The organism is Streptomyces sp. BBFR102, from assembly GCF_051397025.1.
Lineage (GTDB): Bacteria > Actinomycetota > Actinomycetes > Streptomycetales > Streptomycetaceae > Streptomyces.
In genome coordinates, this window is sequence record NZ_CP195757.1 from 3,723,115 (window position 1) to 3,737,259 (window position 14,145).

The 14,145-nt window shown below is 72.3% G+C and carries 10 protein-coding genes, 1 tRNA gene and 1 riboswitch; of the genes, 9 read left to right on the forward strand and 2 right to left on the reverse strand.

Annotation, left to right across the window (positions count from 1 at the left end; translation table 11 throughout):
• Positions 1–2: 2 nt before the first annotated feature.
• The 8 genes from ACSLIC_RS16740 (at position 3) to ACSLIC_RS16775 (ending at position 9,815) form a co-directional block, all read left to right on the forward strand.
• The gene (locus ACSLIC_RS16740) at positions 3–986 is read left to right on the forward strand and encodes a transglycosylase family protein (RefSeq protein WP_436738505.1); all 984 of its coding nucleotides are present in this window, start codon (positions 3–5) and stop codon (positions 984–986) included.
• 175 nt (positions 987–1,161) lie between these two features.
• Positions 1,162–1,351, forward strand: a riboswitch (cyclic di-AMP (ydaO/yuaA leader).
• Positions 1,352–1,356: 5 nt separating this feature from the next.
• Complete coding sequence (locus ACSLIC_RS16745; protein ID WP_436738506.1) at positions 1,357–2,043, forward strand: transglycosylase family protein; 687 nt, start codon at positions 1,357–1,359, stop codon at positions 2,041–2,043.
• 477 nt (positions 2,044–2,520) lie between these two features.
• Positions 2,521–3,807, forward strand: a complete 1,287-nt coding sequence (eno, locus tag ACSLIC_RS16750) for a phosphopyruvate hydratase (protein ID WP_436738507.1) — start codon at positions 2,521–2,523, stop codon at positions 3,805–3,807.
• Between the two features lie 174 nt (positions 3,808–3,981).
• Entirely contained in the window at positions 3,982–4,491 is a 510-nt protein-coding gene (locus ACSLIC_RS16755; RefSeq protein WP_436738508.1) for an FtsB family cell division protein, read from the forward strand.
• 24 nt (positions 4,492–4,515) lie between these two features.
• A complete protein-coding gene (locus ACSLIC_RS16760; RefSeq protein ID WP_436738509.1) occupies positions 4,516–5,088 on the forward strand; it encodes a DUF501 domain-containing protein in 573 nt (190 codons plus the stop codon).
• On the forward strand, positions 5,085–6,041 hold the full coding sequence (locus ACSLIC_RS16765) for a Ppx/GppA phosphatase family protein (RefSeq protein WP_436738510.1): 957 nt from the start codon (positions 5,085–5,087) through the stop codon (positions 6,039–6,041). The genes ACSLIC_RS16760 and ACSLIC_RS16765 overlap by 4 nt, the downstream gene beginning before the upstream one ends.
• A 634-nt stretch (positions 6,042–6,675) precedes the next feature.
• Positions 6,676–8,067: an NAD(P)/FAD-dependent oxidoreductase gene (locus ACSLIC_RS16770; protein ID WP_436738511.1), complete on the forward strand. Its 1,392-nt coding sequence runs from the start codon at positions 6,676–6,678 to the stop codon at positions 8,065–8,067.
• Between the two features lie 275 nt (positions 8,068–8,342).
• Positions 8,343–9,815, forward strand: coding sequence for a class I SAM-dependent methyltransferase (locus ACSLIC_RS16775; RefSeq protein ID WP_436738512.1), 1,473 nt, complete (start codon positions 8,343–8,345; stop codon positions 9,813–9,815).
• Between the two features lie 95 nt (positions 9,816–9,910).
• On the opposite strand, the gene ACSLIC_RS16780 is transcribed toward ACSLIC_RS16775, so the two are convergent.
• Both ACSLIC_RS16780 and ACSLIC_RS16785 read right to left on the reverse strand, forming a co-directional pair.
• Positions 9,911–12,436 carry an ABC transporter permease gene (locus tag ACSLIC_RS16780; RefSeq protein ID WP_436738513.1) on the reverse strand — a complete coding sequence of 842 codons (2,526 nt, stop codon included), beginning with the start codon at positions 12,434–12,436 and terminating at the stop codon, positions 9,911–9,913.
• 75 nt (positions 12,437–12,511) lie between these two features.
• Entirely contained in the window at positions 12,512–13,282 is a 771-nt protein-coding gene (locus ACSLIC_RS16785) for an ABC transporter ATP-binding protein (RefSeq protein ID WP_436738514.1), read from the reverse strand.
• Positions 13,283–13,912: 630 nt separating this feature from the next.
• Here ACSLIC_RS16785 and ACSLIC_RS16790 point away from each other — a divergent pair.
• Positions 13,913–13,995: transfer RNA gene (locus ACSLIC_RS16790), tRNA-Leu, on the forward strand.
• Positions 13,996–14,145 lie beyond the last annotated feature (150 nt).

The following is a 14,145-nucleotide window of genomic DNA, read 5'->3' on the forward strand; positions in this document are numbered from 1 at the left end:
GCATGCTCTCCGGGAACGGACGTCACCGACGCCCCCGACAGGCTCCCGCCTTCGTCGTCGCGGCCGGGGTGACCGGTTCGGCCATCGCCATCCCCCTGCTCGGCGCCGGTTCGGCCAGCGCGGCCGACACCGCCACGTGGGACCGGCTCGCCGAATGCGAGAGCGGTGGCGCCTGGAGCGCCAACGCCGGCAACGGCTACTACGGCGGCCTCCAGGTCACCCAGGAACTCTGGGAGCGCCACGGCGGCCTCAGCTACGCGCCCTCCGCCGACCTCGCCAGCCGCTCCCAGCAGATCGTGGTGGCCGAGCGCGTCCTCGACGCCGAGGGCACCGCCGCCTGGGCCACCTGCGCCCCCGCGATCGGGCTCCAGCAGGGCGGCGGCACCGCCGAGGTGAACCCGGGCGTCCCCGGCGACAGCGGCACCCCCTCCGCCTCCCCGACCTCGCCCGCCGAGCAGGAGGACGGCAAGGGCGGCGAGGGGTCCGACGCAGACAACGAGGACAAGGCCGACAAGGAGGAGAAGGGGGAGAAGGGTGACGGGAAGTCGTCCACCCCCTCCGCCGAGCCGACCTCCATCCCTGAGGGTTCGCCGACCCCGATCCCCGGAGAGGGGGCCGCGGAGGGACGTGGCGACCGCGCCGGGACCCCCTCGGACACCCCCTCCGCGACCCCCGGCGAGGGGGAGGACTCCGGCGGCGGACGCCACCGGGGCGGCGCCGAGGCCGAGCCGGGCTCCGGTGAGGGGCGCGAGGGCTCCGGGCGGCACGCCTCGCGGGGGGAGCGCGGCGACGCGCCCGACGCTTCCGGCTCGTACACCGTGAAGGAGGGCGACAGCCTCTCCGTCATCGCCTGGCTCCACGAGGTGGACGGCGGATGGCCCGCGCTGTACGAGGCGAACAAGGAGGTCGTCGGCGACGACGCGGACCGCATCCTGCCCGGTCAGGCCCTTGATCTCGGATCGGACCCGAAGGCCGAAAAGGACTGAATCGGGCGCCAGTTCGGGCGGGAATGTCCGAATCGGGGGAAGTGAGACATGGATCTCAGACCCCCTGATCGTCTTTGGAATCTGCCGTCGGCCGTGCTTACGGTCGTGCCGCTCGCCACTGGCGGGCTCCAGCGGTCGTTACGCCGAATCCTGTCGACGGCCGCCTGGGACAGTCGTCGCGCAAGCGCCGTAGACAGGAGCGGGGGACCCAAGGTTTGCCGCCGCACCGGCCGTTCGCTCCCCAGCGGGGCGGGTGGCCGGGGCGGCTCGGGGTGAAGCCGCGCGTTCCGGACAGGGACGCGCGGCCGGGCACTCATCCGGCCCGAACCCGACAGCTCACCTCGTAGGCGTCGGTGAGGAGATTCCCTTCATGCTGACCAACAAGGCCAAGCACCGCCGTCCCTCCAAGGTCACCCGCATCCTGTCGCTCGCCGGTGTCGCCGGCCTCGCCGTCGCCGCGCCGCTCGTCGCGACCGGCTCGGCCTCCGCCGCCACGGCCTCCGAGTGGGACGCCGTCGCCCAGTGCGAGTCCGGCGGCAACTGGTCCATCAACACCGGCAACGGCTTCTACGGCGGGCTCCAGTTCACGCCCTCCACCTGGGCCGCCTTCGGTGGCACCGCCTACGCCTCCAGCGCCCACCAGGCCACCAAGGAGCAGCAGATAGCCGTGGCCGAGAAGGTCCTGGCCGGCCAGGGCAAGGGCGCCTGGCCCAACTGCGGCACCGGCCTGAGCAACGCCGCGTACAACGGCGGCGGCGCCGAGGCCGAGAAGCCCGCCGAGGAGCCGGCCGAGCAGGCCGCCCCCGAGCGCCCCGAGCCGCGCGCCGACCGCAGCGAGCAGCGGACCGCCCCGGCCGAGGAGACCGTCGAGACCCCCACCGGCGAGACTGTCGCCAAGGGTGACGGCGAGTACGAGGTCGTCAAGGGCGACACCCTCAGCCAGATCGCGAAGGACGAGAACGTCGACGGCGGCTGGAAGAAGCTCTTCGAGCTGAACAAGGACATCGTCGAGGACGCCGACCTGATCTTCCCGGGCCAGCAGCTCCACCTCTCCTGATCGCGCGCTTCGCTCGCCCCCGGGGTGCTGGGTGTCGTCGCCGAGCCGCCCGACGTGCTCAACCGCCTCGCGGCCCGCGCGCGACGGGCGTCTGGGCGACGACGCGCCCCTTCGGCTCCCGAAGCCGCTCCCGGGAGGCGGGGTGAGAAGGCTCCCCACGGGCCTCCCCGCCCCCGGCGCTCCCCCCCCCACGGGTCTGCGGGGTGAGGGACTGACCCCGCCCCCCACCGACAGCCCCGTCCCGATGCGTGACTCCCCCCTCAGCGCGTCGGGACGGGGCTTCCCCGTTTCCCTCCCCGTCGCCCGGCCGCGGTCGTTACCGGTAAGTAGGAATGGGCGGTCGCGTACGGTTTCGCCCCGTACGGGGCTCTTTTCGTCCCGGCGTCCGGGCGCGACGCCGGAATGGGGCCGGCCGCCGGATAGGCTCTGGAGCGAACGGCCGACCGAAGGCCGACCCGCGTCACATCCCAGAAGGAGATGCTCGTGCCGTCCATCGACGTCGTCGTAGCCCGGGAAATCCTGGACTCCCGAGGCAACCCCACCGTCGAGGTCGAGGTCGGCCTCGACGACGGCAGCACCGGCCGCGCGGCCGTGCCGTCCGGCGCCTCCACCGGAGCCTTCGAGGCCATCGAACTGCGTGACGGTGACCCCAACCGCTACCAGGGCAAGGGTGTCGAGAAGGCCGTCCTCGCCGTCATCGAGCAGATCGGCCCGGAGCTCGTCGGCTACGACGCCACCGAGCAGCGCCTCATCGACCAGGCCATGTTCGACCTGGACGCCACCGACAACAAGGGCTCGCTCGGCGCCAACGCCATCCTCGGCGTCTCCCTCGCCGTCGCCCACGCCGCCTCCGAGGCCAGCGACCTGCCGCTCTTCCGCTACCTCGGCGGCCCCAACGCGCACCTGCTCCCGGTGCCGATGATGAACATCCTGAACGGCGGCTCGCACGCCGACTCCAACGTGGACATCCAGGAGTTCATGATCGCCCCGATCGGCGCGGAGTCCTTCTCCGAGGCCCTGCGCTGGGGCACCGAGGTCTACCACACGCTGAAGAAGGTCCTGAAGAGCAAGGGCCTGGCCACCGGCCTCGGCGACGAGGGCGGCTTCGCCCCGAACCTCGACTCCAACCGCGCCGCCCTCGACCTCATCCTGGAGGCCGTCAAGGAGGCCGGCTACGTCCCCGGCAAGGACATCGCGCTCGCCCTGGACGTCGCCGCCTCCGAGTTCTACAAGGACGGCGGCTACGAGTTCGAGGGCAAGACCCGCTCGGCCGCCGAGATGACCGAGTACTACGAGGAGCTCGTCGCCGCGTACCCGCTGGTCTCCATCGAGGACCCGCTGTTCGAGGACGACTGGGCCGGCTGGAACGTCATCACCGAGAAGCTCGGCGACAAGGTCCAGCTCGTCGGCGACGACCTGTTCGTCACCAACCCCGAGCGCCTCGCCCGCGGCATCGAGGAGAAGTCGGCCAACGCCCTGCTCGTCAAGGTCAACCAGATCGGCTCGCTCACCGAGACCCTGGACGCCGTCGAGCTGGCCCAGCGCAACGGCTTCAAGTGCATGATGAGCCACCGCTCCGGCGAGACCGAGGACGTCACCATCGCCGACCTCGCGGTCGCCACCAACTGCGGCCAGATCAAGACCGGCGCCCCGGCCCGCTCCGAGCGCGTCGCCAAGTACAACCAGCTCCTGCGCATCGAGGAGATCCTCGACGACGCCGCGGTCTACGCCGGCCGCAGCGCCTTCCCGCGCTTCAAGGGCTGATCCGGCGGGCCGCCGACGGCCACCCCCGGCCTCCCCGCGTCCCCGCCCACGGTCCCGTACCGTGGGCGGGGACGCGGGCACGTGCGGGCGAGGACCAGCAGAGCGTGCGAGCGGCGGACACCTGACGGACGGGCACAGCGGCCGCGCACGGCGCGCGGCCGAGGGGAGGCGGGCATGGCCGGGAAGAAGAGCGGTGCGGACCGCTTCTCCACCGCGACCAGACTCAGGGTGCTCGGCGAGCAGACCGCCGCCCGCGTCTACCGCTCGCAGAACCGCCGCCAGGCCCGCCGCTCCCGCCTCACCGGTCGCGCCGCCCTCCTCGCCCTCGTCCTCTGCTCCCTGATCGTCGCCCTCGCCTACCCGATGCGGCAGTACGTCTCCCAGCGCGCCGAGATCACCGACCTCCAGCGCGAGCGGGAGGCCCACCGCGCCAAGGTCGAGCAGCTGCGCGACGAGAAGGCCCGCTGGACGGACGACCGCTACGCCGAGCAGCGCATCCGCGAGCGCCTGCACTACGTACGCCCCGGCGAGACCGGCTACACCATGATCGACCCGGACGCGGCAGAACCGAGCCGCACCGACCGCACGGCCGCCACCCGGCCCTGGTACACCAACCTCCTGGACGGTGTCGACCGCGCCGACCAGGCCGCCGGGCCCCGCCCCATCCGCCCCGCCACCGAGTGAACGACCGAGAGACCTGACCCCGCCATGGACACGCCCCCGCCGCCCACCCCGCGCACCGAGCCGACCGCCGCCGACGTCGACGCCTTCCAGCAGCAGCTGGGCCGTCCGCCACGCGGCCTGCGCGCCATCGCGCACCGCTGCCCCTGCGGCCAGCCCGACGTCGTCGAGACCGCGCCCCGCCTGGAGGACGGCACGCCCTTCCCCACGCTGTACTACCTGACGTGCCCGCGCGCCGCCTCGGCCATCGGCACGCTGGAGGCCAACGGCGTGATGAGGGAGATGACCGAGCGGCTGGCCACCGACCCGGAACTGGCCGCCGCCTACCGGGCCGCCCACGAGGACTACATCAAGCGCCGCGACGAGATCGAGGAGTTGAAGGACTTCCCCTCCGCCGGCGGCATGCCGGACCGGGTGAAGTGCCTGCACGTCCTGGTCGCCCACTCGCTGGCGGCCGGCCCCGGCGTCAACCCGCTCGGCGACGAGGCGCTCGCCATGCTCCCCGAGTGGTGGCGCAAGGGCTCCTGCGTGACGCTGCCGCAGACCGCCGGACCGGCAGCCGCTTCCGGCGCCGGCGAGGCCGCGGGGGAGGGCCGGTGAGCGCCCGTCGCGTCGCCGCGATCGACTGCGGCACCAACTCCATCCGCCTGCTGGTCGCCGACGCCGACCCGTCCACCGGGGAGCTGACCGACCTCGACCGCCGGATGCGGATCGTCCGCCTCGGCCAGGGCGTCGACCGCACCGGCCGCCTCGCCCCCGACGCCCTGGAGCGGACCTTCGAGGCGTGCCGCGAGTACGCCGCCGTCATCCGCGAACTCGGTGCCACCGCAGTCCGGTTCACCGCCACCTCGGCCACCCGCGACGCGGAGAACCGCGCCGAGTTCACCGAGGGCGTCCGCGACCTCCTCGGCGTCACCCCCGAGGTCGTCACCGGCGACGAGGAGGCCGCGCTCTCCTTCACCGGCGCCACCAAGGAACTGACCGGCCGCGCGGACCTGGACACCCCGTACCTGGTGGTCGACATCGGCGGCGGCTCCACCGAGTGCGTCGTCGGTACGGACGCCGTCCGCGCCGCCCGCTCCGTCGACATCGGCTGCGTCCGCCTGACCGAGCGTCACCTCTCCCGCCCCGACGGCACGGTGACCGACCCGCCCACCGCCGAGCAGGTCGCGGCGATCCGCCGGGACATCGGCGCCGCCCTCGACGAGGCCGCCCGCACCGTCCCGCTCACCGAGGCCCGCACCCTGGTCGGCCTCGCCGGCTCCGTCACCACGGTGGCCGGCCTCGCCCTCGGCCTCACCGCGTACGACTCCACCGCCATCCACCACGCCCGCATCCCCTACGCCAAGGTCAAGGAGGTCACCGACACCCTCCTGACCTCCACCCACGCCGAACGCGCCGCCAACCCGGTCATCCACCCCGGCCGCGTCGACGTCATCACGGCCGGCGCCCTGATCCTCCTCACCCTGATGGAGCGCACCGGCGCGGACGAGGTGGTCGTCAGCGAGCACGACATCCTCGACGGGATCGCCTGGAAGGCGGCGGGAGCCTAGGGACTCCGGTACGGGGCGGTCCGGCGCGGGCGGATGCCTGAGCCGGGCCGCCCTTTCGCGTACCCGGAGGACAGGCCGCCCGATCAGCCTCGCGCCATGCCGACCTCTGGGACAGCCGGTCTCCGTGGGGGTGCCCCTCTCGGCGAGCGCGGCGTACCGTGCCAGGCCGTGGCGCGCACCGGCGCGGACGCCCGCGCGCACGCCCTTCAACTCTGGCGCCTTCCCCACCGGTTCGAGTGTCGTGCGGGGGCCCTGGGCACCCCCGGAGGGGTGTCCTGGGACGCTCTCCGGCGCACCGCCGGGAAACTTCGTGAAGTTCTTCACAAGAGAAAGTGCTCCGACGGGCGAAGTCGAGGGTCTTTCGGCCTCCATATGGGCGACTCCTGGCCCCGGCCCCCTGTGCGAGGGGCGTCTCCCGCGCGTCGCCTGGGGAGGGAGGGCCGGCCGGCCCCTTGCCCCCGGAAGGGGCGAGCAAGCAGCTCACAGGGGGTGGGGAACGTCTGAGGGAGGGTGGTGGTTCCGCCGAGGGAGCATGACCTGGGTCACGTGGGCGGCGCAGTGTAGCAGAGGGGGTGGAGAACCTTGTGAAGGGGCGCACGAACGACCCCCTGGGGGCGGGTGGATACTCGATGCCATGAGCACCACGGAGCGTCCCAGGATCCTCGTTGTAGGCGGTGGGTACGTTGGCTTGTACGCAGCGCGACGCATTCTGAAGAAGATGCGCTACGGCGAGGCGACCGTCACGGTCGTCGACCCGCGCTCGTACATGACGTACCAGCCCTTCCTCCCCGAAGCCGCAGCCGGCAACATCTCGCCGCGCCACGTCGTCGTCCCGCTGCGACGCGTACTGCCGAAGGCCGAGGTGCTGACCGGCCGGGTCACCACCATCGACCAGGACCGCAAGGTCGCCACCGTCGCGCCGCTGGTCGGCGAGGCGTACGAGCTGCCTTTCGACTACCTCGTCATCGCGATGGGCGCGGTCTCCCGTACCTTCCCGATCCCCGGCCTCGCCGAGCAGGGCATCGGCATGAAGGGCATCGAGGAGGCCATCGGCCTGCGCAACCACGTCCTGGAGCAGCTCGACAAGGCTGACTCCACGACCGACGAGGAGGTCCGCCGCAAGGCGTTGACCTTCGTCTTCGTCGGCGGTGGCTTCGCCGGGGCCGAGACGATCGGTGAGGTCGAGGACCTCGCCCGGGACGCCGCGAAGTACTACAACAACGTCTCCCGCGAGGACATGCGGTTCGTCCTCGTGGACGCGGCCGACAAGATCCTCCCCGAGGTGGGTCCGAAGCTCGGCGCCTACGGCAAGAAGCACCTGGAGAGCCGGGGTGTCGAGGTCTACCTCTCGACCTCCATGGACTCCTGCGTCGACGGCCACGTGGTGCTCAAGAACGGCCTTGAGGTCGACGCCTCCACCATCGTGTGGACCGCCGGTGTGAAGCCGAACCCGGCGCTCAGCCGCTTCGGTCTGCCGCTCGGCCCGCGCGGTCACGTCGACACCGCCGCCAACCTCCAGGTGCAGGGCACGGACTACATCTGGGCGGCCGGCGACAACGCGCAGATCCCCGACGTCATCGGCCGCAAGAACGGCAACCCGAACGCCTGGTGCCCGCCCAACGCGCAGCACGCGCTGCGGCAGGCCAAGGTCCTCGGCGACAACGTGATCTCCGGCATGCGGGGCTTCCCGCAGAAGGAGTACAGCCACGCCAACAAGGGTGCGGTCGCCGGTCTCGGCCTGCACAAGGGCGTCGCGATGATCGTCGTGGGCAAGATGAAGATCAAGCTCAAGGGCCGTCTCGCCTGGTACATGCACCGCGCGTACCACGGCATGGCGATGCCGACGTTCAACCGCAAGATCCGCGTCTTCGCGGACTGGACCCTCGGCATGTTCCTCAAGCGCGAGGTGGTCTCCCTCGGCGCGATGGAGACGCCGCGCGAGGAGTTCTACGAGGCGGCCAAGCCCGCCCCGGCCCCGGCCGCCAAGGCGGAGGAGCCCGAGTCGGCCAAGGCCAAGGCGTCCTGACGCCCTGACCGCACGCAGGACCTCCTGAGGGGGCGCTCGCCATCCGTGGTGCGAGCGCCCCCTTCGGCGTGCCCGGAGCCCGCGGTGCCCCGCGACCGCCCGCCACAAAGTAGATGGCCGCTGCACCCGCTTTACGGATTCCTTACCCGGAACCGGGACTGCGAGCGCCCCCCATCGGTGTTCACATGTGTACGTACAGCAGCGGCCGTGTCCGCGCGCACGGCCGACCACCGACACAGGAGCTCCGGCACACCGAACCCGGAAGGTGACGCGTCATGCACGGTGCCGCCCCGCGGCTGGCCACACACGCCGAACAGATACTGGGAGTCCCCCTCCCACTCCGCCTGCGCGCCTGGGACGGCACCGAACACGGTCCGCCCGGAACCCCCGTGATCGTCCTCCGCAACCGCCGCGCCCTGCGCCGCATCCTCTTCAAGCCCGGCGAACTCGGCCTCGTGCGTGCCTGGGTCTCCGGCGACCTCACCATCGAGGGCGACCTCTACGAGGCGCTCGACCTCCTCGCAGGAGTCGTCTGGGAGACCGAGCGTCCCCCACTCGGCCCCCTCGACGCCGTCCGGGACCCGCGGGTGCGGGCCGCCGCCCTGGACGTCGCCCGGCTGGTCGGACCGTTCCTGCCCCCGCCGCCCCCGCCGGAGGAGGCACCCGCCCGGCGCCGCCTCGGCAGCAGGCACAGCAAGGGCCGCGACCGCGAGGCCATCAGCCACCACTACGACGTCGGCAACGACTTCTACGAGCGGGTCCTCGGCCCTTCCATGGTCTACTCCTGCGCCTACTGGTGCGACGGAGCCACCCTGGAGAGTGCTCAGCGCGACAAGCTCGACCTGATCTGCCGCAAGCTCGGCCTGGCCCCCGGCATGCGCCTGCTCGACGTCGGCTGCGGCTGGGGCTCGATGGCGCTGCACGCGGCCCGCGAGTACGGCGTCCAGGTCGTCGGCGTCACCCTCTCGCGCGAACAGGCCGCCTACGCCCGCGGGCGCGCCGCCGAGCAGGGACTCGCCGACCGCGTGGAGATCCGCGTCCAGGACTACCGCGACGTCCGTGACGGGCCCTACGACGCGATCTCCTCCATCGGCATGGCCGAGCACGTCGGCGCCGTCCGGTACCTGGAGTACGCCGAGGACCTGTACGCCCTGCTCAAGCCCGGCGGACGGCTCCTCAACCACCAGATCGCCCGCCGCCCGCAGGACGACGAGTCGGCCTACCACGTGGACGCCTTCATCGACGCCTACGTCTTCCCCGACGGCGAACTCGCCCCCGTCGGCTCCACCGTCACCCAGCTGGAGCGCGCCGGGTTCGAGGTCCGCGACCTGGAGGTGCTGCGCGAGCACTACGGGCTGACGCTGCGGGCCTGGGTGCACAACCTCCAGGACCACTGGGAGGAGTGCGTCCGGCTGGCCGGGGCGGGACGGGCCCGGGTCTGGCTGCTCTACATGGCCGCCTCGGCCCTCTCCTTCGAACGCAACCGGATCGGCGTCAACCAGATCCTCGCCGTCCGCACCCCCGTCGAGGGCCACCCCGGGCTGCCGCTGCGGGCCCGGACGTGGACCGCCCTCTCCGCCCGGAGCGACACGGGAGGGGAAGGGGCGTCAGCCTCGCCCGACCGGGCCGACGGCGCCTCGGCGGGCCGGCGGGAGGCCGGGGCGCGTCACGGGGAGTCGCGCGGCCGGGCCCCCGGCTCCGGTGACGACGGGACCACTCCGGCCCCGCGCTCCCCCGAGTCGGTCTGAGGAGCACCCCGCCCGACGGTCCGCGCGCACGGCGCCGGGCCTCACCCCCGCGTTCAGGGGTGAGGCCCGGCGCCTCGCGCGGAACGCCGCTGCCGCTACTCGGTCTTGATCGCGGTGAGCATGTTCAGCCGGGCCGCGCTGCGGGCCGGCCAGAGGGCGGCCAGCACCCCGACCAGTGCGGCCAGAGCCAGGAAGAGCGCGATCCGGCCCCACGGGAGCACCAGCTCGTACCCGGAGACGGCCCCCGATATCGTCTCGCCGATCGCCCAGCCCAGGAAGACCCCGAGCCCGGTGCCGAGGACCGCGCCGAAGAGCGAGATCACCACGGCCTCCAGCCGGATCATCCGCTTCACCCGGCGCCGGTCCAGGCCGATCGCCCGCAGCATCCCGATCTCCTGCTGCCGCTCGAAGACCGACATGGCCAGCGTGTTCACCACACCCAGCACCGCGATGACCAGGGCCATCGCCAGCAGCCCGTACATGATGTAGAGCATCGTGTTGATCATGCCGCCGACCGTGTTGCGGACGTCCTGCTGGGTCATCACGTCGATCGCCGGGTTGTTGCCGAGGGCGTCCACCAGGGCCTGGCGGGCGGAGTCGGAGGCGCCGCCGTCGGCGTTGACCCAGATCTCCAGGATCATCGGGGCCGCGTCGTGGGGATCGGCCACCGCGCGGTCGATCAGCACACCGTCGAGGAAGTCGTTGGCCTTGAAGGTGGCGCCGACCGTCAGCTTCCCCTTCTTCTCGTCGTCGAAGGTGACCGGCAGCGTGTCGCCGATCTTCCAGCCCCGCTCCTCGGCGGTCTCGGTGTCGACCGCCACCGCACCGTCCTTCAGCGCGGCGAGCGAACCGTCGACCACGTCGAGGCGGAGAACCTTCTCCACCGCGCCCGGTGTCACCGAGGAGGCGCCCACGTACTCGTCGTCGACCTGGAAACCGGTCACCTGGCGCGGCGACACCGCGCTCACGCCGTCCGCGTCCTGCAGTGCCTTCAGCGCCGAGGAGTCCAGCGGGCGGCCGGAGGCCATCGCCACCATGTAGTCGGCCTTGAGGTGGTCCGTGGTCGTCCGGTCGATGGCCTGGCCGACGGTCAGCCCCAGCACCGACAGCCCGGTGACCAGGGTCAGGCCGATGGCGAGCGCGGAGGCCGTCGTGCCGGTACGGCGCGGGTTGCGCACCGCGTTCTGCGCGGCCAGCTTGCCGGAGACGCCGAACACCTTGGTCAGCAGCGGCCGGAGCGCCGCGATCACCGGCCGCGACAGCAGCGGGATCAGCACCATCACGCCGAGCAGCGTGAAGAACGCGCCGCCCGCGATCAGGTACCGGCCCTCGCCACCGCCCTTCGAGGCGCCCGCGACGATCGCCACCGTGCCCGCCGCCGTGATGATCGAACCGAGGGTGTTCCGCACCACCAGGGACTTCACCGTGGCCACCGCGTGCACGCTGTTCATCGCCGCCACCGGCGGGATCTTCGCGGCCCGGCGGGCCGGCAGCCAGGCGGCCAGCACGGTGATCACGATCCCGACGCCGAACGCGGCCCCCACCGCCACCGGCGAGACCACCAGCGGACCCGCGGGCATCCGGGCGCCGAAGGCGTCCATCGCCGCACGCAGCCCCACCGCGAGCCCGAGCCCGAGGCCGAAGCCGACCACCGAGGCGACCAGCCCGACCAGCGCCGCCTCCGCCAGCACCGAACGCTTCACCTGGCGGCGGGAGGCGCCGACCGCGCGCATCAGCGCCAGCTCCCGGGTGCGCTGGGCGATCAGCATCGTGAAGGTGTTGGCGATGAGGAAGACACCGACGAAGAGGGCGATCCCGGCAAAGGCCAGCAGCATGGCGTTGAGGTTCTTCAGCCCCGACTCGATCTCCTTGGCCTGCTCCTCGGCGAGGGCCTGCCCGGTCTGCGCCGTGGCGTTCTCGGGAAGCAGCGCCTGGACCTTCTTCAGCAGCGCGGCGTCCGAGGCGCCGGCCGCCGCGGTGACCGTCACGTCCTGGAAGTAGCCCGGGCGCAGGTACTGCTCCTGGGCGGTGCGCTGGTCGAAGAGGACGAGGCTGCCGCCGGCGTTGACCGTGCCGTCCTCGGTGGTGAAGACGCCGGCGAGGGTCAGCTCCTGGACGGGCCCGTTGGTGGCGACGCGGACCTTGTCGCCGATCCGGTACTCGCCCTTGTCGGCGGTGACCCGGTCGAGTGCGACCTGCCCGGCCTTCGGGCCGGTGCCGTCGGTGAAGGTGTAGTGCGGGTCCTTGCCGTCGGGGCCCGGGGCGAAGTTGGCGCCGGTGTTGGACCAGCCGCTGCCGATCAGCTTGCCGTCGGGGTCGGCGACGCCCGCGAAGCCGGAGACCCGGCCGTGCGCCGCGGCGACGCCGTCGATGCGCCGGATCTTCTCCAGCGTCGCGGCGTCGACGCCGGTCTTCTCCTGGTCGCGCTGGTCCGCGTAGGTCTGGACGGAGACGGCGACCTCGTCGTAGCTCTTGGCGGACTGGTTGCGCAGGGCGCTGCCGAGGGTGTCGGTGAAGACCAGGGTGCCGGAGACGAAGGCCACGCCGAGCATCACGGCGAGCACGGTCATCAGCAGCCTGGCCTTGTGCGCGAGGACATTGCGCAGGGCGGTACGGAACATGAGGAGTCCTGGAAGGAAGGAAGGGCGGGCGGCGGGGCCGCGCGGGAGGGGAGGGGCCTGCGAGCGGGGCCGGGGCTAGCTGGTACGGCCCTTCGCGTCGAACTCCTTCATCCGGTCCAGCACGCCGTCGGCCGTCGGCCGGTGCATCTCGTCGACGATGCGGCCGTCGGCGAGGAAGACCACCCGGTCCGCGTAGGAGGCGGCGACCGCGTCGTGGGTCACCATCACCACGGTCTGGTTCATCGTCCGCACGGAGTTGCGCAGGAAGCCCAGCACCTCGGCACCGGAGCGGGAGTCCAGGTTGCCGGTGGGCTCGTCACCGAAGATGATCTCCGGCTGCGAGGCGAGCGCCCGGGCCACGGCGACACGCTGCTGCTGCCCGCCGGAGAGCTGGGCCGGGCGGTGCTTCAGCCGGTCGCGAAGGCCCACCATGTCGATGACCTGCTCCAGCCAGGCCTTGTCGGGCCTGCGCCCGGCGATGTCCATCGGGAGGGTGATGTTCTCCAGGGCGGTGAGCGTCGGCAGCAGGTTGAACGCCTGGAAGATGAAGCCGATCTTGTCCCGCCGCAACTGCGTGAGCTGCTTGTCCTTCAGCGCGCCCAGCTCCGTGGAGCCGATCCGCACCGAGCCGCCGTCGAAGGTGTCCAGCCCGGCCACGCAGTGCATCAGCGTGGACTTGCCGGAGCCCGAGGGGCCCATGATCGCGGTCAGCTCGCCCTGCCGGAAGTCGATGGAGACCTGGTCCAGCGCGACCACCCGGGTCTCGCCCGTGCCGTAGACCTTGCTGAGTTCGGTGGCGCGGGCGGCCACCGCGGTGGACCTGGAGGCCAGAGGGGTGGTGGTCACGGGGTAACTCCTGTCGGTGGGCGACTGACTCGGGGCTTGTGGCGGCTGCCCGGCGGGCGGGCACGGCAAGCCGCCCCTTCCGGAGGCCGGGGTGAGTCGTCTGACGGTCTGCGTCCATCCTTCCCGCCGGGACCGCGCGGGCCATCACCCCACAGTTCCCTTTCGCGTGCCACTCCGCGGGGTGACGTGGGGGCCGCTCGTCATACCTGGGTATGACCTCGCGTCCGCCCCGACCCTGAGGCCACCCCTGAGGCGGGGGTCCGGCGGCCCGCGCGGCTCCCGGAAGGCCCGGACGGGGGGAGACCCTGATCACGCTTTCCGGTGGTTCTCGTGGCCCGTCCCGGGCCCCGGTACCGGCGTGGGCCGGCAGGCCCGTGGGACCCGCGCGGGCCCAACCCGCAAGAGGGGCAATGATCTTCGTCCGTCCGCTGGTTGCATTCCGGTCATTCTCGGCTCGGCCCGCCCGCGACCGGGTACGGGTGGGTGCCTGTCGAAGGGCGGCGTAGGGGACCCGCGCCAGGTTCTGACGCACCCTCAGGCGCCAATAAAATAAGACAACATCGGCTTGAGGGCCCGCTGTCCGAGTGACTTGCCCGGATAGGCTCACACCGCGTATGCGGCCCCCAGCTTGCCCGGATGGTGGAATGCAGACACGGCGAGCTTAAACCTCGCTGCCCTTCGCGGGCGTACCGGTTCGAATCCGGTTCCGGGCACTCCCCTTGCACCCGCTCTGAGCTGGGCTTATATCGTGGCTCGCCCTCTGTCGCGGGGTGCGTGGGAGCACGGTTCGCGCACGGCCCCAGGTTCCCGCGCCATGGCACGCGCGAAAGCGCGCAAAGGCGGCACCTGCCGACTGGGCGGCG

Coding starts and splice junctions, on each gene's coding strand:
- ACSLIC_RS16745 (WP_436738506.1), top strand. CDS start 1,357: ATGCTGACCAACAAGGCCAAGCACCGCCGTCCCTCCAAGGTCACCCGC.
- eno (WP_436738507.1), top strand. CDS start 2,521: ATGCTCGTGCCGTCCATCGACGTCGTCGTAGCCCGGGAAATCCTGGAC.
- ACSLIC_RS16760 (WP_436738509.1), top strand. CDS start 4,516: ATGGACACGCCCCCGCCGCCCACCCCGCGCACCGAGCCGACCGCCGCC.
- ACSLIC_RS16775 (WP_436738512.1), top strand. CDS start 8,343: ATGCACGGTGCCGCCCCGCGGCTGGCCACACACGCCGAACAGATACTG.
- ACSLIC_RS16770 (WP_436738511.1), top strand. CDS start 6,676: ATGAGCACCACGGAGCGTCCCAGGATCCTCGTTGTAGGCGGTGGGTAC.
- ACSLIC_RS16755 (WP_436738508.1), top strand. CDS start 3,982: ATGGCCGGGAAGAAGAGCGGTGCGGACCGCTTCTCCACCGCGACCAGA.
- ACSLIC_RS16740 (WP_436738505.1), top strand. CDS start 3: ATGCTCTCCGGGAACGGACGTCACCGACGCCCCCGACAGGCTCCCGCC.
- ACSLIC_RS16780 (WP_436738513.1), bottom strand. CDS start 12,436: ATGTTCCGTACCGCCCTGCGCAATGTCCTCGCGCACAAGGCCAGGCTG.